The organism is Pseudomonas sp. P1_A1, assembly GCF_056406935.1.
Genome location: NZ_JBFTZE010000011.1, coordinates 79,225 through 103,563 on the forward strand (window position 1 = coordinate 79,225; position 24,339 = coordinate 103,563).

Genomic DNA, 24,339 nt, shown 5'->3' on the forward strand with positions numbered 1-24,339 from the left:
GGGGGCCGTCCCGGCAGTTGCCGCGGCGGATGTAACAGGCGACTAAAGGTGCGCGCTCTGCAGCGGGAAATCTTCCTGCGAGACCTTGAGCAACGGCAGCAGTGCATACCTGTCCACCGGACGACTGAGGTAAAAACCCTGCACTTCATGACACTGATCCGAGATCAGGAAATCCAGTTGCTCCAGCGTCTCGACACCTTCTGCAGTTACGGTCAGGCCCATCGCCTTGCCCAGGTTGATGATCGCCTGCACCACGGCGCGATCATTGCTGCCGCTGCTCATGGACGAAATAAAGCGTTTGTCGATCTTGATCCCGTCGAACGGATACGTGCGCAGGTAACCCAACGAAGAATAACCGGTGCCAAAGTCGTCCATGTTCAGGCGCACGCCCAACTCCTTGAGCGCGTTCATGGTCGCCAAGGCGCCATCTACGTCGATGAGCATCACGTTTTCAGTGATCTCCAGCTCCAGCCGACTGGCGGGCAAGCGGGTCTGGATCAACGCTTCGCGCACGTCCTCGATCACATCGCTACGGGCGAACTGAACCGGCGACAGGTTGACCGACACCATCATCGCGCCGGGCCAGGTCAGAGCCGTCTCGCACGCCTCGCGCAGCACCCAGCGGCCCAATGGCACGATCAGATCGGTTTGCTCGGCCAGCGGGATAAACGCATCGGGGCTCAACAAGCCTTGCACTGGATGCTGCCAGCGCAGCAGCGCTTCGACCGAGACGATGCGCTTGCCATCGACGTGATAACGCGGCTGGTAATGCATCACGAATTCGTTGTTCTTGATCGCCCGACGCAGGTCGTTTTCCAGTTGCCGGCGATGCTGGATCTGATCGTTCATGTGCGCGGCAAAATAGCACCAGGTCTTCTTGCCAGCGGATTTGGCCTGATACAACGCGATATCGGCACACCGAATCAGCTCCTGTGGAATATGCCCCTGGCGCCGACTCAAGGCGATACCGATGCTCGCGCCGATGTGCAGCGAGTGATGGTCATAGTGAATCGGCTGATGCAGGTTGTCGAGCAAGCGCTCGCAAAACCGGTCGATTTCCGCGTGGCTGTCCATCCCATGGAGCACCAGCACGAACTCGTCGCCCCCCAGTCGGGCGACCAGGTCAATGTCTCGTGTGCACTCGCGCAAACGGGTGGCGATTTCCAGCAAGACCGCATCGCCGGCCGGGTGGCCGAGGGAATCGTTGATCGGCTTGAAGTTATCCAGGTCAATCATCAACAACGTCAGCGCCGTCGACTGCTCTTTCAGCGCCAGCGCCTCATCGAGAAAGCGCGCCAGTTTGTTGCGGTTGGGCAGGCCGGTCAGGGCGTCGTGCAACGACAGATGCTGGATCTGCGCATGGGCGGCGACTTCGTCGGTGATGTCGCTGGCCGTTCCGCGATAGCCCAGCACCGCGCCCTTGCGCTGGATCGGCCGTGCCGACACCCGACACACCCGCTGCTGCCCCGATTGATCGCGGTAGGAACAGCGCAAATGGCTGACGGCTTGCTCTTCATCGAGTTTGTTCAGCCACAGCGACAACGGCGTCGTATCACAATTGAGCAATTGCCCGATGTTCTGTCCCAGCCACTGCTGATCGGAGAACCCGGTGACGGTGCTGAAGCGTCCCGACAGATAAGTGATGCAATGCTGGTCGTCGATTTCCCAGATCCAGTCGGACGCGGCCTCGGCCACCGCACGAAAACGCTCTTCACTGGCCTCCAGCGCCTGGTTCGACAAATCGAGGCTGGTGTAACTGGCATCCACATGCCCCGACGTGCGCAGGACATAGCGAAAGAAATAAGCGGTCAACAACGCCAGAACCAGCAGCGCCCCGCCCAGTGGTGGCAACAGCGACCAGAGCAATTGATGACCCGGTCGATCGAGCCGGGAGACCAGACTGTAACCGGTGCCAGCGAGGGCAATAGCGGGCTGACCGGTAGCGATCGCGTTGTCGGGCTTCAGGCTCAAGTCGTGCAAACCGTAATCGGCGCCCAAGGTGCTGAGCTTTTCAGGGTTCAGTTGGTCGACGTATATAAGCACCGACGTGCTTTTGGGATCGACCGCCGGGCGTTCGTCGTTGGGCACAATCGCGGCGGCCGACAGCAGCGCGGGTTTGCCCTCGAACAAGGTGTAGTGGCTGACGGGTTTGATGAGGTTCTCCTGACCCTGAACCTCGTCAATGAGCGTCGCCATCGAGGCCGACAGATAGGCCGCCGCCTCATCCTGCACCGCAAGCCCACTCACCACGGCGTATTTTGTTCGCTGGGGATCGACCACAAAAACGCCATCATAGTGATCGATGGTGAACAGGGTTTTACCCAGGTTCTGCTCGATGTAGGCCCACTGCACATCGACCTCGCCGTTCAGGTGATCATAGGCCGACGTCCAGTTGGCATAACTGGCAATGTAGTTTTTCGTCGCAGTGATACGGTTTTCCAGGGCGCGCTGGGTATAAAACGTGGTTTTGGCCCGGTCCCCGGCATCGAGCCGCCCGGCAATACTGAACAGGGCGATCAGCGCAATCAGCACCCCAACCACAAACAACAGACCGACCACCAACATCAGGTTGCGGGTAATCGGGGTATGGCGCGCAGGTGCGGCGGTGGTAACGGCAGATAAATCCATGCACTTGATCCTGTCAATCGATTGCCCGATCGGAATGAGACCGGTGGGCCCGGTCGGTCAGGTGTGACAGCCAGGCTCTCTGCACTGACCATAGCAGGCATACCTGATCATCGCTCCTGGATAACGCAAGTCATTGCCACACTTGAAGAACCGGTCACAAGAACTATTGCCCATCGATGGCCGCAAGCGTCATCGATCCGAGCGCATCAGCGCCTCGACGCCCCCTTCCATCGACAACACCGCCGAGCGATTTCGCCCTGAGTGCTTGGCCTGGTACAACGCCGCATCCGCGCGCTTGATCAACATTTCGGTGCTGTCGTGCGCCGTCGGCACGAACGAATAACAGCCAAGACTGACCGTCACGTAGCCCGTGGGCGAACCGCTATGGGTGATATTTTTGTCCATGACACTGCGGCGGATTTGCTCGGCGATCGTCAGCGCGCCATGGATGTCGGTGTCTGGCAGCAACACCGCGAACTCTTCACCGCCGTAGCGCACCGCCAGATCGGCTTTGCGGTGGCAACAACTCTTCAGGGCCCGCGCCACTTCGGCCAGGCAATGGTCCCCGGCCACATGACCGTAAGTGTCGTTGTAGCGCTTGAAGTAATCGATATCGAGCATGATCAGGCCCAGCGAGCTCGACCGCCGGGCACCGCGCCCGAACTCTTTCTCCAGCGCCCGTTCGAACAAGCGGCGGTTGGCCAGCCCGGTCAGGCTGTCGTGGGTGGCGATCAGCTCCAGGGTTTTCTGCGCCTCGCGCAAATCCGCCTCGATGCGCTCGCCCGCGCGAACCTGATGAATGAACACCCAACCGAACAACCCCACACCGAGGACAACCAGAGCGACGATCACACCGGATTGAATCGCCGTGTCGTACCAGTCCTTGAGGACTGCGTCTTTGGAGGATGCCGCCGCGACCACCACCGGATAGGCATCGAGCTGACGGTAGCCATACAGCCGAGGGATGCCATCGACCACTGAGTCGATCATGGCGTTGCCGGACGTGGCTAAGGGCAAGAGTTTCTGAAAAATCTCGCCCTTAGCCAATGACGTACCGATCTGCGATTCCACAAACGGCCGCCGCGCCAGCAGTGTTCCATCGGTCAATGCCAAAAACATCGCGCCGTTGTCGTCGAGGCTGAAGCTTTTGAAGAACTGATCGAAGTACGACATCTTGATCCCGGCTAGCAGCACACCCTGGAAATGACCGCTCTGATCGTTTATCCGCCTGGAAACCGGAATGATCCACTCGCCATTTTCCCGACTGCGAATTGCCGGGCCGATGTGCGCCAGGGTCGAGATGTTTTGCTGGTGAAACCTGAAATACTCGCGATCCGCCACACCAGCCCCGCGGGGTAGATCCTCGAACGACGTCACGGCCCATTGCCCCTGCCTGTCGAACAGAAATATCCCGTGCAACTGATGCAGCGCCTGCACTCGCCGGGCGAAGGTTTTCTGCAGGCGTGGCGTCTGGGCAGCGTCGAAACCTTCAGCCTGAATCCAGTCCACCAGACTGGTCAGCACCAGATCGGCCTTCATGAACGTGTCTTCGGCCTGCTGCGCCATGGCCCGGGTCAGGTTCGACGACGACACCTCGGCCAACGCGAGGTCGTGCCGACGCGACTGCTCCAGTTGCAGGTAAAGCAGCCCACAGAGACAAAGGCATACCGCTGCAATGAACAGCACCGCAGCCTTGAGCAAAGGCAGTCGCTTCAAGGCATCGCCGGACGCGTGCTGCGGATCGTGAATGGGAATAGGCAAAAGTGAGTCCTGGAAGGGTAAGACATGGGCAACGGCCCAAAGCCCTTATTTTTTGTGCGCGTAGTCTACGGGGTTGTGCGGGATAAACGGAGAATTGGGGGATAAATGGTTGTGTTTTAATCCCATGACGCAAGGCAAAACCACATGACCTTGAAGGAGCTACGATTAACTGACATCACGACAGGAAATCGAAATGAGTAAGGTAGACGAGCTCGCCGCGAAGCTTAAACAATCCCGGCAAACCAGTGCCGACGCGACCATCGCCGATCAAGCCATCGACAGCTGGCCCGCCCAGGTCTACGAGCTGTATCACCAGATCGAAGCCTGGCTGCAACCACTGATCGAGGTGGGCCTGAAGCTGCGACGCAATTCCACTCATGTGTTCGAGAGTGCGCCGGACGGTGCGACTTACGATTACGCCATCGACCAACTGCTGATCGAAGGCAACCACCACAGCATCACCTTCGATCCCGTCGCGCGTTTCACCGTCGACGGTGCCGGGCGGATCGAAATCCACTCGACAGGCAAGGAACTCGCCTTGTTACGAACCGTGAACGAACACGGCGAGACGCAGTGGTGGCTCCAGGCGAGCGAACAATCCGGACAACAACCGGATGCGATCGCGCTGACGGAACACAATTTGCTGCTGGCCGTGCAGGAAGGCTTGGGGCTTTAAGGCCTACAAATTGCTCTGCTCCGCCGCTACCGAGGGAGGCGCCTCTCGCCTCCCGTCCAGCGCCGGCCGCTCCGAAGGCCGATTCAACGCTCGCAATACCGGGGAGTCATAGCCATACACATCGGGCTTGAATGTCACGCGTCCATCAAGACTCAGGTCCACCGTCCAGTAGGCCAACAGCACCGGCACTTTCACCGGGAGCCTGATGTTCTCTGTCTTGCCGTTGGCTAACTGCTTTTGAATCCCTTCGCTGTTCCAGTGAACCGGATCGTTGAACAACAGCTCTACCAATTGCAGCGGGTTTTCTACCCGAATACAGCCGGAGCTGGTCGCGCGGTTGGATTTCGCGAACAACTCTCGATGCGGCGTGTCGTGCAGATAAATCGAATACTCATTGGGAAAACGAATCACCACCTGCCCCAGCGAGTTATCCGACCCCGCATCCTGCCGCAAGGTAAGACCGCGCGGGTTGTCCCAATCGACAGTGGACGGATCGAGCACATTGCCATCTCGATCAATCACGCGAATCCGGCTTGCCTCAAGATAGCCAGGATTGTCGCGAATTTTCGGCAGCATGTCCTTGAGCAGAATCGTCGGCGGCACGGTCCAGGTGGGGTTGAACGTGACGTAGGTGATCGCGGATTGAAAAATCGGCGTGCTGCGAAACGGCTTACCGACCTGCACCCGTGAGCGCCAGATCGGTTTGCCATCGCGATAGAACGCAACTTTATACCCGGCGATATCGACCACGACGAAGGTGCCCTGAAGCTTGTACAGCAGCCACCGCGCCCGTTCCATGTTCACCCGCACTTGATCGATTCGCGCCTCGACCGACACATTCAGCTCCGCGAGCGTCGCCGGCCCCGCTACGCCGTCCGCCCCGAGGTATTGCTCGGTCTGAAACTTCTTCACCGCCGCAGTGACGGTGTCGTCGTAGTCGGTGCGAGCAGTTCCTTGCGCGGCGAGATAGCCGCCCGCCGCCAAACGCGTACGCAATAGAGCGACCGAGGCGTCGTCCATGCCGGGCCTGAGCGTCTGCCCTTCCGGGATCTTTGGCCAGCCACCCCGATCACGAACCTTGCGCAGTTGCGCCAGGCCATGGCGCAAGGTGCCGTAAATCGCTTCTTGGGGCGGTGCCTGGGCGAAGGCGCGCGCAATGTCATGGCTGTCGAGGGCGGCAAAAAATTTATTGACGTCCTCCCGAGGATCGACGCCAGCGGGGTCGAAGTTCCAGTGGATGTCCAACCGCGAAGGGTCGACCTTGCCGCGCCGCAACTGCAGCAGCGCCGTGATGAACGTTCGGGTGGCGGAGATATCAAAGGCTGCCCGTTGCCCGGGGGTTGGGGTGGTTGTCTGCATCAATGCGCGGGCCTCGGCCAACTCGGCGGTCCGGAAATCCGCGGGGTTCAGGCCATCGGCCTGGGTATCGCCCAGGCTTTTCAACAACAGGGCGACATCGTCATCGTCCGTCCAGGCAGCGCGATAGCCACGATGACTATAGAAATCCATCACCACTCGGTTCACATCGACCCGTTGATGACGTGGCGAGGTGAGCAGCGGCGGAAACGCCGAACTCAATGGCGCCAACTCCGCCTGAATCGCTTGGCCGACATAATCGCCTGGTGCCGCTTCAGCCGCAGGGCTAACGGGTGATACCGGCTCAATCGGCGAAGTTTGTGCGATCGCCGTGCCGCTTATCAGAAAGCCCATAAAAAATATGCGGCTTATGACGAATAACCTTGTTAACTGCCCCATGGATAATCCTTAATCTCCCGTTTTCAACCGGCTAGCGTCGTGCGCGCTGCTAGACTCGAAATATTCAGATGAGACTTGCATATGGCCCCACACCGCTTTGGCTGCTTAATGACGGCCGTGCTGCTGACTGCTTTTTTTTCATTACCGGCAGCCTACGCCGATTCGCTTGAAGCTGCCTTGGTCAAAGCGGCCCCCGATGCCAACGCCAAAGTCATTGCCCTGGCCGTTCGCGCCTCCCAATGCAGCCGGGCCCAAGGCACGTCCCCGGTGCAGAGACTCGCAGTGATCGATTATTCCCTGCCCTCGACCGTGCAACGTCTTTGGGTATTCGACCTTAAACAACGCAAATTGTTGTTCCATGAACTGGTCGCCCACGGTCGCAACAGTGGCGAGAACATGGCCAGCCAGTTCTCCAATCAGAATGCCAGCTACGCCACCAGCCTGGGTTTGTACCGCACCCAATCCAGCTACGTCGGGCAGAACGGTTATTCCCTGCGCATGGAAGGTCTGGAACCGGGTTTTAACGACAACGCCTTCGAACGGGCGATCGTCATTCACGGCGCGCCTTACGTCAGCCCTGCCCTGGCGCGGGCCAATGGCCGGATTGGCAGAAGTCTCGGCTGCCCGGCGGTGAGACCCGCGATTGCACATCGGCTGATCGACTCGATGAAGGATGGGCAGTTGTTATTTTCTTACTACCCGGATCAGCGTTGGTTGAAGTCTTCTTCGTATATCAATTGCGGTAACGCCACCGTGGCGGAATCGTCCAGGTCCAATAGCAGTCCTTGAACACCGCGTGAAACTGTCAAAACTGTAATCTTGGCCTCAGCCTGCTGAAAGGCACCGCCCGTTAGCCTCCTCCTCATTGAGCTCTCTTCCTTCCGCTCAGGATGGACCTGAGGGCTTCATCAGGCTGACGGACGGGATAAAACGGCATGCATTCCAACACCTCAAGACGCACCTTCGTGAAGGGCCTGGCCGCTGGCGGGGTGCTCGCTGGCCTCGGGCTGTGGCGCACGCCGGTCTGGGCGGTCACCAGCCCCGGCGAACCGAATGTGCTGGCCGGTACCGACTTCGACCTGTTCATTGGCGAAACCCCGGTCAACATCACCGGCAACCCTCGAACCGCGATGACCATCAACGGCGGCATTCCCGGCCCCCTGCTGCGCTGGCGCGAAGGCGACACCGTCACGCTGCGGGTGAAAAACAAACTCAAGGACAGCACTTCCATTCACTGGCACGGCATTTTGCTGCCGGCCAACATGGACGGCGTTCCAGGCCTGAGCTTTCACGGGATCGAACCGGACGGCATGTACGTCTACCAGTTCAAGGTCCGGCAGAACGGCACTTACTGGTACCACAGCCATTCGGGCTTTCAGGAACAGTCCGGGGTTTATGGGCCGTTGGTTATCGACGCCAAGGAGCCGGAGCCGTTCCAGTACGACCGCGACTACGTGGTGATGCTCACCGACTGGACCGACGAAGACGCCGTCGGCCTGATGAAAAAACTCAAGAAACAATCGGACTACTACAACTACAACAAACGCACCGTGGGCGACTTCATCCACGACGTCAGCGAGAAAGGCTGGGGCTCGACGGTGGCCGATCGCAAGATGTGGGCCGAGATGAAGATGAACCCCACCGATCTGGCGGATGTCAGCGGTGCCACTTACACCTACTTGATGAACGGCCAGGCGCCGAACATGAACTGGACTGGCTTATTCCGTCCCGGCGAAAAGCTGCGCCTGCGTTTTATCAACGGCTCGTCCATGACCTACTTCGACGTGCGCATCCCGGGCTTGAAAATGACCGTGGTCGCGGCGGATGGCCAACACGTCAAACCAGTGAGCGTCGACGAGTTCCGCATCGCGGTGGCGGAGACGTTCGACGTGATCGTCGAGCCGACCCAGGACGCCTACACCCTGTTCGCCCAGTCGATGGATCGAACGGGTTATGCGCGAGGCACCCTGGCGGTGAAGGCCGGATTGTCGGCGCCGATTCCAGCGCTGGATCCGCGACCGCTGGTGACCATGGATGACATGGGCATGGGCGGCATGGATCACGGCAGCATGGGCGGCGACATGGCGGGGATGGACCACGGTGCCATGCAGGGCATGACTGGTGGTGATATGCAGGGCATGGACGGCGGCGACATGCAGGGCATGGACAGCATGGCCGGCATGGATCACAGCAGCATGGCCATGGGTGGCATGGCCGGAATGGCCGGGATGCAATCCCATCCCGACACGGAAAAAGACAACCCGCTGGTGGACATGCAAGCCATGAGCACCACGCCAAAACTCGACGACCCGGGCATCGGCCTGCGCAACAACGGCCGCCGTGTGCTGACCTACTCCGACCTGCGCAGCACCTTCGAAGACCCGGACGGCCGCGAGCCCGGCCGCACCATCGAGCTGCACCTGACCGGTCACATGGAGAAGTTCGCGTGGTCGTTCAACGGCGTGAAGTTCTCCGATGCCGAACCCGTGCGACTCAAGTACGGCGAGCGGATTCGGGTGGTGTTGGTCAACGACACGATGATGACCCACCCCATTCATTTGCACGGTATGTGGAGTGACCTCGAAGACGAGAACGGCCAGTTCATGGTGCGCAAACACACCATCGACGTGCCGCCCGGATCACGGCGCAGCTATCGGGTCACCGCCGACGCGCTCGGTCGCTGGGCCTACCACTGCCATCTCCTGTACCACATGGAAATGGGCATGTTCCGTGAAGTTCGCGTGGAAGAATAAGGCGCTCCCCATGACCAGACTCACTCCGATCTCTTTGGCCCTCGTTACCGTGGGCCTGACGCTCTCTTCGGCCATGGCCGCCACCGACAACATGCAGGGCATGGACCATAGCCAGATGCCGGGCATGGATCACAGCCAGATGCAGAGCGAGGATTACGGGCAAATGCAGCCCGCCGCACCGACCCAAAGCCGCACGCCGATCCCGGCATTGACCGACGCCGACCGTGCCGCCGTTTTCGTCAGCCCCGCCGGCCATGACATGCACGACAGTGCGCTCAACTATTACTTCCTCGCCGACAAACTCGAATGGCAGGACGCCGATAACGGCAGCGCATTGGCGTGGGATCTGTCCGGCTGGATCGGCGGCGATATCGATCGCCTGTGGCTGCGCTCCGAAGGCGAACGCGTCAATGGCAAAACCGAAGATGCCGAAGTCCAGGCCCTCTGGGGCCACGCGATCAGCCCATGGTGGGACGTGGTAACCGGCGTGCGCCAGGATTTCAAACCCGGCGCCCCGCAAACCTGGGCTGCGTTCGGCGTGCAAGGCATGGCCCTGTACAACTTCGAAACCGAGGCCACGGCCTTCATCGGCGAAGGTGGCCAGACCGCCGCACGGCTGGAAGGCGACTACGACATTCTGCTCACCAACCGGCTGATTCTGCAGCCGACCGCCGAGCTTAACGTCTACGGCAAAAACGACCCGCAACGGGGCATCGGCTCCGGGCTGTCGAACACCGAAGCCGGGCTGCGCCTGCGCTATGAAATCCGCCGGGAATTCGCGCCCTACATCGGCGTGACCTGGAACCGCACCTACGGCAAAACCGCCGATTACGCCAGGGACGAAGGCGAGGACCGCAGCGAAGCCCGACTGGTCGTCGGCGTTCGAATGTGGTTCTAAACGCTTCAACTCAAAAACCTAAAAAACAACCGCTTAAAGCGGTAAGAGGCCTTGCATGCGCACCATCAAAATCACCGCTGTCGCCATCGCACTTTCCACCGGGCTGCTCATGAGCGCACTGGCTCAAGCCCACCCGAAACTGCTCTCCTCCACCCCGACCGAAGGCGCGGACGGCGCAGCACCGAGCAACATCGAACTGCACTTCTCCGAAAACCTCATGACCCAATTCTCCGGCGCAAAACTGGTCATGACCGAAATGCCCGGCATGGCCCATTCCCCCATGCCGATGAAAGCCAAGGTCTCCGGCGGCAGCGACCCGAAAACCATGGTCATCACCCCACTCTCGCCCCTGCCCACCGGCAGCTACAAAGTCGAATGGCGCGCCGTGTCTTCGGACACTCACCCGATTACCGGCAACGTTACGTTCAAAGTGAAGTGATTGATGAGCGACTCGGTCGGCATTGCCCTGCGGTTTGCGTTGTATGTGGATTTGATGCTGTTGTTCGGGGTGGCACTTTTTGGGCTGTATAGCCTTAAAGGGCAGGAACGGGTATCTGGGGCGGTGCTGCCGTTCCGGTTGATGTTGGCGGGGACGGCGGTGCTGGGCGCAGTGTTGTCTGTCGCCAGCATGGTGATGATGGTAAGTGCCATGAGCGGTGAAACGGACTTCGCCGAGCTGCGTCCGCACATCGAGATGATGCTGTTCGAGACGGATGTCGGCTTGGCTTGGGGGGTTCGCATTGTTGCGCTGGTCGTCGCTGGCTTAGCGGTGATGCTCCGTGCGCCTGGTTTCGGTTTATGGGTCGCGGCTTTTGCCGGTGCCGTTGCCCTCGCCAGCCTGGCCTGGAGCGGACATGGGGCGATGGATGAAGGCAATCGTCGCTTTTGGCATTTCACGGTGGACATTCTGCACCTGCTGGCAGCGGGGGCCTGGCTTGGAGCATTACTGGCGTTTGCGTTGATGGCGAAGATCAACGCCCTGCAAACCGAAGCGCGCCTCAGGTTGCTGGCCCGCGCGGTTAATCGGTTTGAGGCGATTGGCGCGGCCATCGTCGTGGTCATCACCGCGACGGGAGTCGTGAATTATCTGTTCATCGTTGGGCCGAAGCTGGATGAGGTGTTTCTCAGCACTTACGGGATTCTGCTGTTCATCAAAGTGGTGCTGTTTGCCGGCATGCTGGTGCTCGCCGCGTTGAACCGGTTTCACCTTGGGCCGTTTCTGGAGCGCTCGTTGCGGGACGGGCAATACACGGTCGCCGCCAATGCGTTGCGGCGCAGCGTAGTGGTGGAACTGGCGGCGGCGATGTTGATCGTGGGATTGGTGGCTTGGCTCGGAACGCTGAGTCCGGAAATGGGTGCCCAGTAGGGAAATGAAAGCATCCGATGACCGGCCAGAGCAGTCAGTGGACAGGGTGAGGGGCCTTTACTAGCGTTTAACCACACTAGATTTCAAGCCAGAGGGTTCAACACCCAAGCGCCAAGGTGAAAAAAGCGGCGCAATTATCGAAAGGAGTTCGAAAATGGCTGAAGTAATGAAAGTGGTGGATGTCGACTTAAAAATACTTAAATCAAACCCACCGCAGCTGCACATATCGGCAATTGGCCTGGTGAATTCTGGTGGATGGACAAACCCGAGACTGGAGCCGCGGGTTTACATTCAGTTCCCACCAGACGGCATTCAGGACTTCGATTTTGTTGCTGATCCGCCCCAAGGGGCTGCTATACAGGTCATCCTTCCCATCGACGCATCAAAACTTTGGAAAGACCCGCCACTCGATAAACTCAAGGGAGTAAGAGTCCACTCTGCCAGCAACTCGATTGAAGCTCATCTTAAGAGTTCGAAGTCCGTGGCTTGTGGATAAACAACTCATGTAGAGGGATACGTGTCGGGCCTTGCCTGACACGTATCAGCCATTGGAATGTCACCCTGGCAGCACAATAAACCTCTGTGGGCGTCGTTTGATATGGATCAACAACACCCTCCGACCGTGGCGTAAGTTCAAGATCACTCCCGCTAACGGGAACACAACATACCCTGGTCCGCAGCCATCCGAGGCTGCCGCCCCGCGTTATCACTGTGGAGATCGCCATGCACATCTACGTCAAATCCCTCTTGGCCGCTCTGCTCATGAGCAGCCCATTGCTGGCGCCAGCTGCTGAATACCCCGAAACGGTGCCCGCCGCCCCCTCCAATGACGCCACCCAAACCATGCCCATGCAAGACAAGGCCATGAGCGAACAGATGAAGAAAATGCAGGCTGCTCACGACAAAATGATCGCTGCCAAAACCCCGGCCGAACGCCAGGCGGCGATGCAGGAAGCCATGACTACGATGAGAAACAGCCTCGGCATGATGCACGACAATTGCAGGGGGATGGGTATGGGCAAAGGCATGTCCGGCGGCAAGGACAACTCGGACACGGCGATGATGGACATGATGATGAAAATGATGGATCAGCAATCCAGGATGATGAAGATGCCAATGGGCCAATAAGCATTGCGCCATAGCCCCCGTCGCTGACGGTTGGCATTGGCCGGCATGGCCGGACGACACCCCGCAACATTTTCGTCAAAAATGGAGCGAGTCACATGAACCACTCAAACCCCTCGACACCTCCAGCCCCCTCGTTCTGGCGCAGCAAACCCGGCATCGCGCTGGGCATGCTGCTGGTGATCGGACTGTTCTACCTGGCCCGCGAGCATTACGGTCATATCTACCCGCTTTTGCCCTATCTGATTCTATTGCTGTGCCCGCTGATGCACCTGTTCGGGCATCACCACGGCGGCAGACACTGACCCATGCACCGCCATCTCGATCACCTCAAATCACCTGCTTTGGCGCAGCAGGCAGCGGAGCCGACGACCGAAAAAGAGTACACCTGCCCCATGCACCCGGAGATCCGCCAGCGCGGTCCGGGTACATGCCCCAAGTGCGGCATGACCCTTGAGCCGGTGTTGCCCGAACCGGAGGAAGCGGACAACCCTGAGCTCGCCGACTTTTCCCGGCGCTTCTGGTGGACCCTTCCTCTGACCCTGGCAGTGACCGCGCTGGCGATGGGCAGTCATGGCTTGAGCCTGTTTCACGGCGCCACACAGAACCTGGTCGAACTGGTGCTCGCCACGCCCGTCGTGCTTTGGGCCGGCTGGCCGTTCTATGTGCGCGGCGCCCGTTCGGTCATCCAGCGCAGCCCCAACATGTGGACGCTGATCGGCCTCGGCACCGCGGCGGCCTTCCTCTATAGCCTTGCCGCCACCCTGACACCCGGCCTGTTTCCAGCCACCTTCATGATGGACGGCCGGGTTGGCGTGTACTACGAAGCAGCGGCGGTCATTATTTCCCTGACGCTGCTCGGACAGATGCTGGAACTCAAGGCGCGCTCGCAAACCTCGGCCGCGATCAAATCACTGCTCGGCCTGGCGCCCAAGACCGCACGCCGGATCAACGCCGACGGCAGCGAAGCAGACATCGCACTGAGTCATGTGCACAGCGGTGACACCTTGCGCGTGCGCCCCGGCGAGAAGGTCCCGGTCGATGGTGTGGTGTTGCAGGGCGAAAGTGCGGTGGACGAGTCCATGCTCACAGGCGAGCCGGTCCCCGTGATGAAACGCCCTGGTGACGGGCTGATCGGCGCCACCCTCAATACCCACGGCAGCCTGGTGATGCAGGCGCAGAAAGTGGGCTCAGCTACCGTGCTTGCGCAAATTGTGCAGATGGTGGTCCAGGCACAACGCTCCAAAGCACCGATGCAACGCCTGGCGGACGTGATTGCTGGCTACTTCGTCATGGTGGTGATCGCCATTGCCGCCCTGACTTTTGTCGGCTGGGGATTGTGGGGGCCGCAACCGAGCTGGGTGTTCGGTCTCATCAACGCAGTGGCGGTGCTGATCATCGCCTGCCCGTGTGCCCTCGGCCTGGCCACACCGATGTCGGTGATGGTCGCCACCGGCAAGGCGGCCAGCAGCGGCGTGCTCTTTCGGGATGCGGCGGCGATCGAAAACCTGCGCAAAATCGACACCCTGATCGTGGACAAGACCGGCACCCTCACCGAAGGCCGCCCGGCGTTTCACAGCGTCGAACCTGCGCCTGGCTACAGTGCTGACGAGGTGCTGCGCCTGGCCGCCAGCCTCGACCAGGGCAGCGAGCACCCATTGGCTCACGCCATCGTCGAACGTGCTCGCGCCAACGGCGCGGTGTTGAGCACAGCGCAGACGTTCGAGTCGGCGTCAGGGATCGGCGTGCGCGGCCAGGTCGACGGGCACCGTGTTCAACTGGGCAACACCACGCTAATGGCTGAAGCCGGCATCGCCCTGGAAGCCTTGCAACCTCAAGCCGAGCAACTGCGCAGCGACGGAACCAGCATCATGTACCTGGCCGTGGATGGCGTGCTCGCGGGGTTGCTCGCCGTCGCCGACCCGATCAAACCCACCACCCGGCTCGCTGTCGAACGCCTGCAGGCCGATGGCGTGCGGGTAATCATGGCAACCGGAGACGGCCTCACCACTGCCCGTGCCGTCGCCCGCCAACTGGGTATCGAAGAAGTCCACGGCGAGGTCAAGCCACAGGACAAGGAACGCCTGGCCGCCGGTATGCAGGAACGCGGGCACCGAGTGGCAATGGCCGGCGACGGCATCAACGACGCCCCGGCCCTGGCCCGTGCCGACGTCGGTATCGCCATGGGCACCGGCACCGATGTCGCCATGAACAGCGCTCAAGTCACCCTGGTCAAGGGCGACCTGCTCGGCATTCTGCATGCCCGCAACCTGTCGGTGGCAACCGTGCGCAACATGCACCAGAACCTTGCCTTTGCCCTGGCCTACAACGCCATGGGCATCCCCCTCGCCGCCGGGTTGTTCTACCCGTTGACCGGGCATTTGCTGTCCCCGTTGGTGGCTGCCCTGGCCATGAGCGTGAGTTCTGCCTCAGTAGTGTTCAATGCCTTGCGCCTGCGCCGGGCCGTGATTGACTGAGCACATTGCTGACAGCCAGGAAGCGGTTTCACTACACTGATCCAGCCTTGCCCCCCACTCCATCACAAAAGCCCGATAACGATGAAAACCATAAAAAGCACATTGCTGCTCAGTGGCCTGCTGGCGCTATCCTGCGGCGCTGAGGCAGAGCAAAGCCCTTCGCACCTGGACACCGTCCTGCAACAAGGCCAACTGCGGGTTTGTACGACAGGCGACTACAAACCCTATACCTACAAAGCCGAGGACGGCGAATACTCGGGAATCGACATCGCCATGGCCCGCTCGCTGGCCGAGAGCCTGGGCGTGAAGGTCGAGTGGGTCCAGACCACCTGGAAAACCCTGATGCCCGACATGCTCGCGGGCAAATGCGACATCGGCGTCGGCGGCATCTCCGTCACCCTGGAACGCCAGAAAAAAGCCTTCTTCAGCACCACCCTGGATGTCGACGGCAAAATCCCGCTGGTGCGCTGCGAAGATCAAGCGAAATACCAGACCCTCGAACAAATCAACCAGCCTTCGGTTCGCCTGGTCGAACCGGCCGGCGGCACCAACGAAGCCTTCGTCCATGCCTTCCTGCCCAAGGCGCAATTGCAGCTGCACGACAACGTGACCATCTTCCAGGAACTGCTGGAGAAGAAGGCTGACGTGATGATTACCGATGCGTCGGAAGCGCTGTATCAGCAGAAACTCAAACCGGGGTTGTGCGCGGTCAACCCGACGCAATACATGCAGTATGGGGAGAAGGCATATCTGCTGCCGCGGGATGACATCAGCTGGAAGATGTATGTCGATCAGTGGCTGCACCTGGCCAAGGTGACGGGGAATTACCAGAAAGTCCTCGGTCAGTGGATCGCGGTGCCAGAGGCCAAATAGCCTGTTAGTCCATTCCCTGCAGCAGCTGGCGCAGCCTGCGTCCGGCTGCGAAGCAGTCGTCGTCGACGTCGCGGAGCATCAGGCAAATCACGCAACGGCGAAAACACCCAAGCCGTTGCGTCATTCCTTAGTCGTGCAGCAAGCCCGAGCTGTACTCATTAAAGCTGTTGCCGATGGCGCTCCCACCAAAGTTCACCTTGTTGGGGTTATGGCCGTCGAACTGTTGGCAGCCTTCTGAAAAGCAGGAACTGGTGCTCACACCCGAACAGGCGCTCAAGAGCAAAGCACCGGTGATCAGCATGGCTTTGAAGAGGTTCGAGATCATCTTGTTGTTTCCTGTGGGCTGGAGGTGTGGCAGCACGGTCTTAGGTGGTCATCCTATGCCACACGGCCGCCACACTTGATGAAACATTGCTGAGCGACAGCGTTGGTTCAGCATTTGCGTCCGCTCAATGGCGGCTTTGTGCGGGAGACTTTCGGGTCTGCCGGGTTCCTGGTTTCCCGGTCTTGCAGACCCGCGCACGGCTGCCACCTCGTCGATTGGGGCGCTGCTTTTTCCTTCCGTTTTCGCTGGCGGACATCCGGCAGATCAAATAGTGCATATAAACATTCACTCGATATTTCAATTTTTTCCAAAGGCAGAAAATTTCCCGGGGTGACAGCTTTATGTCTCGCCTATACTAAAAAGATTGAATAGTGCCAGCGAGCGCATTTAAGAAGATATTGAAATTTAAAAGCCTAGATATCCTTGAGAGTTGCTGGTTAAAAACATCTTTCCGTGATGATTTGGTGTCGTAACGAGGATTTGATATGAACGTCTTATTGAAAGAACTTCAGGCCTATCATCATGAAGTGGCCATGAAAATTACTCAGATCAAAGAGTTGCTGAGGAAAATGAGACATGAATCCGATGGGACTGATGACTGCAAGTCGTTGTTCGCGATGCTGGAAGCCTTGCACGGTGATGCAGAGCGACACCACCATGAAAATGAAGAACTTATTCGACTGGCCTTGCTAGAGACTGAGGCGCCGATCCACCAACGGGTCAAGGATATCGAGCGAGATCATCAAGCATTTGGGCGCATTGCTGGACAGCTGAAGATGTTGGAGGACACCACTAAGGAAACGAGAGTAATTGCTGACACTATCGATGACTTCATCAAAAAATATTACGATCATATGGACGCTGAGGAAAATATTTTCTTTCCGGCGGCAGATAAGTGGCTGTCAGACGACCAGTGGCAGGAAATCAAACGTCAATGGCATTAATTGGAAGTCACCGTACACTTTCAAAATTTAGCTGCTACTTAGCACCAACTTCACTAAGTAATTACGCGGACACCGTGTATTAACTCACAGGGGTGTCCGTATATCGGGGGCTCCTCGTTGCAAGTCCCTTCGCTTTGGCGCCTGTGCTGACTACACAAAGATCCAAGGCTATTTGCCAAAAGAAAAATGGGGACAAATTCACTTACTCGTGCCAAACCTTCCAATTTCTCCCGTTCCCGTGCTCACTCTCTAGACTCGCCTAAGCTCCACAAGCTCAATCCCGCCCCCCACCTCCCAGCCTCACCCACGCCTATAAAAAAGTATAAAAAATGGACTGATTAGGGACTAATTTATTTACTCACCACCTTTCAAACTCGCCTTTTCAGTGAATATCAAGCGAAAAAACCTGAAAATGAGTATATGTATTTTCATACTCATGAACAATAAAACTGGCCATTTCCGAGTGCAGATCAACTTCTTCATTATAGCTTCCATTATTAGCATCATAAAATCGTCCTGAACGACGATTATAGGCAACAACATGCCCCCTATCTCCAGCAACTAAAGGATTTTGCAACCACACAATACTTTCGTCGTACAAGGCAAGAGTAAACGAAGCAAAAAGATTGCCAAACGATAGAACATTGGCCGGCACAGGTACCACCTGGTTAATATTTGAATATAATGCTTGGGCCATCGCGACCAACGTTTGCAGTGTAATGCCACCGCCAGCCATCATATTTCCAGCATTTTGCATTTGATTTAGTCGGTTGGCACTTCCAGGCCCATACGCAGCCAACGCACCATCTGCGACAGATTGAAACATTACATCTTCGCAGTCGTTTGCTAGCCAATGAATCGATAGGGAAAAACACACACCCATATTATTCGGCGCAGGAAGCGGACCAATAAATAGTGCTTGGTTGCAGGGTTGAATCTCAATCATCTGATAGCTCCTTTATCATCAAGCATGCGTCCTGCTTTACATTACTATTCTGCTTAAAGCCTCATTATCCAAATCAAAAAATGTCAATCTGACACCCCCAGTGTCTTGAGGCTAGTCAGAAACTCGGCATTTTCAAGAACATGCGAGAGCGAAGACAAAAAATATTCTTTGCCTATCCCAACGCAAGTTCGACGGCTTTACAGCCCCCTCTCCGCCCCGACAGACATTCCTGATAAACTTCCCACTCCTCGCCTCACACACCCAGATGCCCAATGCTCCCATCATTTGCTCCAAACTCTGTGCCAGCCCTCTCCCGCCGCTTCAGCGTTGCGCCGATGATGGATTGGACAGACCGCCACTGCCGCTTCTTCCTGCGCCTGTTCTCCAAGCACGCCCTGCTCTACACCGAAATGGTCACCACCGGCGCGCTCCTCAACGGCGATCACGACCGCTTCCTCCGTCACAACGAAGCCGAGCACCCGCTCGCCCTGCAACTCGGTGGCAGTGTCCCGCTGGACCTGGCTGCCTGCGCCCGCATGGCCCAGGAGCACGGTTACGATGAGGTAAACCTGAACGTCGGCTGCCCGAGTGATCGGGTGCAGAACAATATGATCGGTGCATGCCTGATGGGGCATCCGCAGTTGGTGGCTGATTGTGTGAAGGCGATGCGTGATGCGGTGTCGATTCCGGTGACGGTGAAGCATCGGATCGGGATTAATGGGCGGGACAGTTACGAGCAGTTGTGTGATTTCGTCGGCACGGTTCGGGATGCCGGGTGCACGAGTTTTACGGTGCATGCGCGGATTGCGATTCTGGAGGGGTTGTCGCCGAAGGAGAACCGAGACATTCCGCCTCTGCGCTATGACGTGGCGGCGCGGTTGAAGGCGGATTTTCCGGAGCTGGAGATTATTCTCAACGGCGGGATCAAGACGCTGGAGGCCTGTCACGAGCATTTGCAGACGTTCGACGGTGTGATGCTGGGCCGTGAGGCGTATCACAATCCTTATGTGATGGCTGAGGTGGATCAGCAGCTGTTCGGCAGCACGGCGCCGGTGATCACTCGCGCCGAGGCGCTGGCGCAGTTGCGGCCTTATATTGCCGAGCATCTGCTGGCGGGCGGGGCGATGCATCACATCACCCGACATGTACTGGGGCTGGGCACCGGGTTTCCTGGGGCGCGCAAGTTTCGGCAGTTGTTGTCGGTGGATATTCACAAGGCTAAAGAGCCGTTGGCGTTGCTGGATCAGGCGGCAGAGTTGTTGGAGGGACGCTAATCCCTCGTCACTCGCTTGTAGGTTTCGCGCGCCGGTGTCCGCGCTCTGTCTCGTTAGAAAATGGCCGCTTTGAAATGGCGGCCGTCACTTGTTCGGCTCGAGCGCTCAAAGGTCTAATTCGCAAGCTGGTCAAATCGGTAAGCATTGAGGACATGACCCAGGCCTGCTCAACACGCTAACCGTCACCTCCATTGAACCTGCCCTCCATTTCAGCATCGTATTTACCGAGACCACGCCCCGCCTTTCAAACATTCGTTTTTCAGGATGTTGCCACTGGGGCCTTCGATACGCACATGCACCCTTGAGTGGCTGTCAGCGCTCGGGTAATGTCATTAGACCCATAGGACAGAGCACGCCCATGACTTCCAAGCTGGAACAACTCAAACAAATGACCACCGTGGTTGCCGACACCGGCGACTTCGAAGCAATCGCTCGCGTTAAACCCGTGGACGCCACCACCAACCCTTCCCTGCTGCTCAAAGCAGCGGCCATTCCCGGTTATGCCGAGCTGCTGAACGCTTGCGTCAGCGACTGCAAGGGCGATGTGGGCCTGGCCAGTGACCGTTTTGGTGTGGCGGTGGGGCAAGAGATTCTGAAGGTGATTCCTGGCCGTATTTCCACTGAAGTGGATGCGCGCCTGTCGTTCGACACTGACGCCGTATTGAAGCGTGCGCACCGTCTGATCGACCTGTACGAAAAGGCCGGCGTTGGCCGTGACCGTGTACTGATCAAGATCGCTTCCACCTGGGAAGGCATCCGCGCTGCCGAGACGCTGGAAAAGGAAGGCATTCAGACCAACCTGACCTTGCTGTTCTCTTTCGCTCAGGCGGCGGCATGTGCTGACGCTGGGGTTTTCCTGATTTCGCCGTTCGTGGGCCGTATCTACGACTGGTACAAAAAGGCCACTGGCAACGACTACACCGGCGCGGATGATCCGGGCGTGCAGTCGGTGACGCGCATCTACAACTACTACAAGGCCAATGACTACAAAACCGTAGTGATGGGTGCGAGCTTCCGTAATCTGAATCAGATCGAGCAGTTGGCCGGTTGTGATCGGTTGACCATCAGCCCGGATCTGCTGGAGAAACTGGCGGCGGATACCGGCAAGCTGGAGCGCAAATTGGTGCCGGGGCATGCGGGTGAAGCGCGTCTGAGCTTGAATGAAGCGCAGTTCCGTTGGTTGTCCAACGAGGATGCGATGGCGACCGAGAAGCTGGCTGAGGGCATTCGTCAGTTTGCTCGGGACCAGGAGAAGCTTGAGGCGTTGTTGCAGGCCAAGCTGTGATTTGAGTTAGCTGGATGCAAAAAGGGCGAACCATGGGTTCGCCCTTTTTTTGCGTTGAATTTGGGTAATGGGCTTAGCACTGGAAGATGTGGTGATTGTTAGGGCGCCTTCGCGGACAAGCCCGCTCCCACAGGGAATTAATCAGTGACGCTCCAGCGCGTTCACCAGGTCATGAAACGCCTCACGGTTGGAGTCGTTCAGGCCCATGAGGATTTTGTGTGCTTCGAGGACTTTGATCCGCACCACTTCTTCGGACTGGTCCTGGTCTGGCAGGTCGGTCAGGCATTCAGGGCATGGGATCGGGCGGTCAACGATGTTGAACACTTGCTCGAAACCCATGGACTGCAGCAGACGGGTGATGTCTTCGTGGGTGGTGACGACAGTCGGCAACAGGCCGACTTTTTGCCGCGACAGGATCGACAGCTTGGCCAGCAGGCCCAGGGTGGTGCTGTCGATGCTGCGGGTTTCAGTCAGGTCGATCACGATGGCGTTGAAGTTCAACGCAGTGAAGATCCGCTCAATAGTCGCATCCAACGCCGAACACAGGGTCAGGCGAACTTCACCGACGAACTTCAGGACGAAGGTGCCGTCCTGCTCGGCGAACTGGATTCTACCGGTACTCATTAAAGATTCCTGCTCAACACCAACAGGGCGATATCATCCGGCATCTCCCCTAGCGTGGCCAATCCAAAAACCTGGCGCAGACCATCCAGGCTGCCGCCCGCCGCTTTAACCCGTTGAGGCAAAGCAGCTTCTTTATCTTTGAGTGTGGGTTCTGGCAAAAGGTCCAGAATGCCATCAGACATCAGCGTCAGGCTGAATACCGGCGGCAGCTCCAGTACGTGGTCTTCGTAGGTGGCTTCATTGAAGAGGCCCACCGGCAGACCACGCCCTTCCAGGTAACGAACACTGTCTGGCGTGTACAACACAGGCAACGGCAAATGACCGCCGATGCTATAGGTCAACAAACCTGTCTCCTCGTCGATGACACCACCGACCATTGTGACGTGTTTACCCAGCTTACAACTGATCAGGCCCCGGTTGATATGACCAAGGACTTCTGAAGGCTTGAATTCCGGCAATGTGCCGTTGCGCTTGGATTCGAACAGCAAGCGCGTGGTCATGAACTTCAGCAGCACGGTGACGAAGGCTGAAGAGGCGCCATGACCGGAAACGTCCGCCAGGTAGAACGCTACCCGACGCTCGTCGACCCGAAAGTAGTCGACGAAATCGCCCGACAGGTACAGCGACGGGATGATCTGGTGCGCAAACTGGAACTCGTCGATGGTCCAGGGGCTCACCGGCAGCATGTTCATCTGCACCTGGCGACCGGCGTTCTGGTCTTCCTGGAGCAGGTTCAGGCTGGCTTCCAGCTCGCGGTTGGCCTTTTCCAGCTTCTCGCGGTAGCGCTGGTTTTCCAGCAGCAGACGCGCACGATCCAGGGCACGGCGCACGGAGTGCTCGAGTACGGCGAGATCTTCGAGAGGCTTGATCAGGTAGTCCGCTGCGCCCAGGCGCAGGGCCTCGACGGCGTCGTTCATCACACCGGCGCCCGAAACCACGATTACCGGGGTTTGCGGCGACAGTTCGGTGACCTGGCGAATGAGTTCGAGTCCGCCCATCTGCGGCATGCGCAGATCGCAGATGACCAAGTCGGGCTTGTCTTGCTCGAATACCTGAAGACCCTGCTGGCCATTGCTGGCCTGCAGGACACTGAAACCACTGTCTTCCAAGTAGGCCGCGAGGCTCGCACGCACTACTTCGTCATCATCGATTATCAGCAGCGTGGCACTGGTTTTTGGCATGTGGGCAAACGGCGCCAGAATTAGGTTGGCGTAGCAGGCTGGGCATTTGGCCCTGCACACACTACTGGATTCGCTTTCTAGCCTCTCTGCTGCACCGTTTTCGAGCGTTTGCCCTACTCACTGTTCCACCAGAGGTGCCCTTCTAAGGCGCAGACGGTACTCCCATCCGCGAGGCGTTTCAAGCTCACGCCGATGGTCGCTTGACGTCTTTACTTGTCAAATCACCGAGAGTTATAAGAACAGGCAAAACCGTAACCCAAAGGAAGGATCGAGCCCATGAGCCAAACCGATCGGGACTACAGCGAAAAGCGCGATTTCATCCGCATGCGGGTTGATGCCGATGTGTCGCTGATTCATGAAGGCGATGAGGTGCAAGCCGTCTGCATCGACCTTTCCAGCAGTGGCATGCAGCTGGAGGCGCCTCGCTCATTCAAGGTCGGTGACCGGCTCAGCGTGCGGATCGATTCCGATCACGCAGCGCTCAAAGGCCTTGAGGCCGACACCGAGGTGGTGTGGGTGAAAGCACAGGATGGTGGCGGCCAGAAACTCGGGCTTACAATCCTGAAGATGAAATAGCCCTGACTTAACCCGCAAGCCAAACGAAAGAAGGCGGCCAATTGGCCGCCCTCTTCGTTTTACCGGTCGAGATTAAAAATCGTCTTCGACCTTACCGTCCTTGACCTTGAATTCGCGGTTTTGCAGGTATGCATTGCGAATAAAGGTGTATTTGTCGCCAGTGACCAGTTTCTCGGCCGACAACAGGCTGGCGCGAGTGTCGACGATGTTCAGGCCGTAAATCGAGTTACGTACCGGTATATCGTTGATGTAAGGGTACGGACCGGTATAGCCGTCGACATACTTGGAAGGCGTATCACGCAAGGTGCTTGGGCCCAAGAGCGGCAGCATCACGTACGGGCCGCTGCCCACCCCCCAGTAACCGAGGGTCTGGCCGAAGTCTTCGTCGTTGCGGTGCAGGCCCATTTTGGTGCCCACGTCGAAGAAGCCCAGCAGGCCGAAGGTAGTGTTGAAAATCAAACGCGCGGTGTCGACGCCAGCCGCAGCGGGCTTGGCCTGCAACACGTCGTTGGCGAGGTTGGTCACATCGCCGACGTTGCGGAACATGTTGTGGATGCCGTCTTCCAGAAACTGCGGCGTGACGAACTGGTAGCCCTGAGCCAACGGCTTCAGTGCGTAGGTGTCGACAAAGTCGTTGAATTTGTAGATCGGGCGGTTGATGCTTTCCCAAGGGTCTTCTTCCGTGGCGGCCTGAGCCGCGAACGGAACCAGCAATACACTGGCACACATACAAAGCTGAGCGAGTCGATTGCTCCAGCGCATAGAAAAACTCCTTGGATTGTACTGACGCGGGCGCTTGGCCCAGGCGCAAAGACCGCTAGTATATGACGGAAAACCCGGTTTAGGCAGCATCGTGCACGATGGCCTACGAA

Annotated in this window: 23 protein-coding genes; 15 read left to right on the forward strand and 8 right to left on the reverse strand. The window is 58.3% G+C overall.

Translation table 11 applies throughout. The features are described 5' to 3' along the window. Positions 1–42: 42 nt before the first annotated feature. Both AC1D2Q_RS17800 and AC1D2Q_RS17805 read right to left on the reverse strand, forming a co-directional pair. The gene (locus AC1D2Q_RS17800; RefSeq protein ID WP_477814015.1) at positions 43–2,628 is read right to left on the reverse strand and encodes a bifunctional diguanylate cyclase/phosphodiesterase; all 2,586 of its coding nucleotides are present in this window, start codon (positions 2,626–2,628) and stop codon (positions 43–45) included. 189 nt (positions 2,629–2,817) lie between these two features. Next, positions 2,818–4,389 (reverse strand): sensor domain-containing diguanylate cyclase, encoded by a 1,572-nt coding sequence (locus AC1D2Q_RS17805; protein ID WP_477814016.1) that lies wholly within the window; start codon positions 4,387–4,389, stop codon positions 2,818–2,820. A 193-nt stretch (positions 4,390–4,582) separates the two neighbouring features. Here AC1D2Q_RS17805 and AC1D2Q_RS17810 point away from each other — a divergent pair, with 193 nt between their 5' ends. Next, positions 4,583–5,065 (forward strand): hypothetical protein, encoded by a 483-nt coding sequence (locus tag AC1D2Q_RS17810; RefSeq protein WP_477814017.1) that lies wholly within the window; start codon positions 4,583–4,585, stop codon positions 5,063–5,065. A 3-nt stretch (positions 5,066–5,068) separates the two neighbouring features. On the opposite strand, the gene AC1D2Q_RS17815 is transcribed toward AC1D2Q_RS17810, so the two are convergent. Then, entirely contained in the window at positions 5,069–6,820 is a 1,752-nt protein-coding gene (locus AC1D2Q_RS17815; RefSeq protein WP_477814018.1) for a L,D-transpeptidase family protein, read from the reverse strand. A gap of 81 nt (positions 6,821–6,901) precedes the next feature. On the opposite strand from AC1D2Q_RS17815, the gene AC1D2Q_RS17820 reads away from it, so the two are divergent. The 10 genes from AC1D2Q_RS17820 (at position 6,902) to AC1D2Q_RS17865 (ending at position 16,312) form a co-directional block, all read left to right on the forward strand. Continuing rightward, positions 6,902–7,609, forward strand: a complete 708-nt coding sequence (locus AC1D2Q_RS17820) for a murein L,D-transpeptidase catalytic domain family protein (RefSeq protein ID WP_477814019.1) — start codon at positions 6,902–6,904, stop codon at positions 7,607–7,609. Between the two features lie 146 nt (positions 7,610–7,755). After that, positions 7,756–9,573 carry a copper resistance system multicopper oxidase gene (locus tag AC1D2Q_RS17825; protein ID WP_477814020.1) on the forward strand — a complete coding sequence of 606 codons (1,818 nt, stop codon included), beginning with the start codon at positions 7,756–7,758 and terminating at the stop codon, positions 9,571–9,573. A 10-nt stretch (positions 9,574–9,583) separates the two neighbouring features. Continuing rightward, the gene (locus AC1D2Q_RS17830) at positions 9,584–10,471 is read left to right on the forward strand and encodes a copper resistance protein B (protein WP_477814021.1); all 888 of its coding nucleotides are present in this window, start codon (positions 9,584–9,586) and stop codon (positions 10,469–10,471) included. A 55-nt stretch (positions 10,472–10,526) separates the two neighbouring features. Next, the gene (gene copC, locus AC1D2Q_RS17835) at positions 10,527–10,910 is read left to right on the forward strand and encodes a copper homeostasis periplasmic binding protein CopC (RefSeq protein ID WP_007935236.1); all 384 of its coding nucleotides are present in this window, start codon (positions 10,527–10,529) and stop codon (positions 10,908–10,910) included. A 3-nt stretch (positions 10,911–10,913) separates the two neighbouring features. Continuing rightward, positions 10,914–11,837: a copper homeostasis membrane protein CopD gene (gene copD, locus AC1D2Q_RS17840; RefSeq protein ID WP_477814022.1), complete on the forward strand. Its 924-nt coding sequence runs from the start codon at positions 10,914–10,916 to the stop codon at positions 11,835–11,837. A gap of 154 nt (positions 11,838–11,991) precedes the next feature. After that, positions 11,992–12,333, forward strand: a complete 342-nt coding sequence (locus tag AC1D2Q_RS17845) for a hypothetical protein (protein ID WP_019582098.1) — start codon at positions 11,992–11,994, stop codon at positions 12,331–12,333. 227 nt (positions 12,334–12,560) lie between these two features. After that, on the forward strand, positions 12,561–12,965 hold the full coding sequence (locus tag AC1D2Q_RS17850; protein WP_477814023.1) for a hypothetical protein: 405 nt from the start codon (positions 12,561–12,563) through the stop codon (positions 12,963–12,965). 95 nt (positions 12,966–13,060) lie between these two features. Continuing rightward, on the forward strand, positions 13,061–13,267 hold the full coding sequence (locus tag AC1D2Q_RS17855; protein ID WP_477814024.1) for a DUF2933 domain-containing protein: 207 nt from the start codon (positions 13,061–13,063) through the stop codon (positions 13,265–13,267). Positions 13,268–13,357: 90 nt separating this feature from the next. Continuing rightward, positions 13,358–15,439, forward strand: a complete 2,082-nt coding sequence (locus AC1D2Q_RS17860) for a copper-transporting P-type ATPase (RefSeq protein ID WP_477814115.1) — start codon at positions 13,358–13,360, stop codon at positions 15,437–15,439. A gap of 81 nt (positions 15,440–15,520) precedes the next feature. Next, positions 15,521–16,312 carry a transporter substrate-binding domain-containing protein gene (locus tag AC1D2Q_RS17865; protein WP_477814025.1) on the forward strand — a complete coding sequence of 264 codons (792 nt, stop codon included), beginning with the start codon at positions 15,521–15,523 and terminating at the stop codon, positions 16,310–16,312. A gap of 127 nt (positions 16,313–16,439) precedes the next feature. On the opposite strand, the gene AC1D2Q_RS17870 is transcribed toward AC1D2Q_RS17865, so the two are convergent. Further along, complete coding sequence (locus tag AC1D2Q_RS17870) at positions 16,440–16,637, reverse strand: hypothetical protein (protein WP_019582096.1); 198 nt, start codon at positions 16,635–16,637, stop codon at positions 16,440–16,442. Positions 16,638–17,122: 485 nt separating this feature from the next. Between AC1D2Q_RS17870 and AC1D2Q_RS17875 the strand changes: the two genes are divergently transcribed. Further along, a complete protein-coding gene (locus AC1D2Q_RS17875) occupies positions 17,123–17,581 on the forward strand; it encodes a hemerythrin domain-containing protein (RefSeq protein WP_477814026.1) in 459 nt (152 codons plus the stop codon). A 382-nt stretch (positions 17,582–17,963) separates the two neighbouring features. Here the strand turns inward: AC1D2Q_RS17875 and AC1D2Q_RS17880 are convergent, their stop codons facing one another. Next, the gene (locus AC1D2Q_RS17880; protein WP_477814027.1) at positions 17,964–18,527 is read right to left on the reverse strand and encodes a hypothetical protein; all 564 of its coding nucleotides are present in this window, start codon (positions 18,525–18,527) and stop codon (positions 17,964–17,966) included. Positions 18,528–18,799: 272 nt separating this feature from the next. Between AC1D2Q_RS17880 and dusA the strand changes: the two genes are divergently transcribed. Further along, the gene (gene dusA, locus AC1D2Q_RS17885; protein WP_477814028.1) at positions 18,800–19,801 is read left to right on the forward strand and encodes a tRNA dihydrouridine(20/20a) synthase DusA; all 1,002 of its coding nucleotides are present in this window, start codon (positions 18,800–18,802) and stop codon (positions 19,799–19,801) included. A gap of 358 nt (positions 19,802–20,159) precedes the next feature. Continuing rightward, positions 20,160–21,086 carry a transaldolase gene (gene tal, locus AC1D2Q_RS17890; RefSeq protein WP_477814029.1) on the forward strand — a complete coding sequence of 309 codons (927 nt, stop codon included), beginning with the start codon at positions 20,160–20,162 and terminating at the stop codon, positions 21,084–21,086. A gap of 141 nt (positions 21,087–21,227) precedes the next feature. On the opposite strand, the gene rssC is transcribed toward tal, so the two are convergent. Both rssC and rssB read right to left on the reverse strand, forming a co-directional pair. After that, complete coding sequence (rssC, locus tag AC1D2Q_RS17895) at positions 21,228–21,710, reverse strand: anti-sigma factor antagonist RssC (RefSeq protein ID WP_007935262.1); 483 nt, start codon at positions 21,708–21,710, stop codon at positions 21,228–21,230. Continuing rightward, the gene (gene rssB, locus AC1D2Q_RS17900; RefSeq protein ID WP_007935264.1) at positions 21,710–22,891 is read right to left on the reverse strand and encodes a two-component system response regulator RssB; all 1,182 of its coding nucleotides are present in this window, start codon (positions 22,889–22,891) and stop codon (positions 21,710–21,712) included. Before rssB ends, rssC begins: the two co-directional genes overlap by 1 nt. A 276-nt stretch (positions 22,892–23,167) precedes the next feature. Here rssB and AC1D2Q_RS17905 point away from each other — a divergent pair, with 276 nt between their 5' ends. Beyond that, complete coding sequence (locus tag AC1D2Q_RS17905; RefSeq protein WP_007935265.1) at positions 23,168–23,467, forward strand: PilZ domain-containing protein; 300 nt, start codon at positions 23,168–23,170, stop codon at positions 23,465–23,467. Between the two features lie 72 nt (positions 23,468–23,539). On the opposite strand, the gene AC1D2Q_RS17910 is transcribed toward AC1D2Q_RS17905, so the two are convergent. Next, positions 23,540–24,229 carry an MlaA family lipoprotein gene (locus AC1D2Q_RS17910; RefSeq protein ID WP_428636450.1) on the reverse strand — a complete coding sequence of 230 codons (690 nt, stop codon included), beginning with the start codon at positions 24,227–24,229 and terminating at the stop codon, positions 23,540–23,542. Between the last annotated feature and the right edge of the window lie 110 nt (positions 24,230–24,339).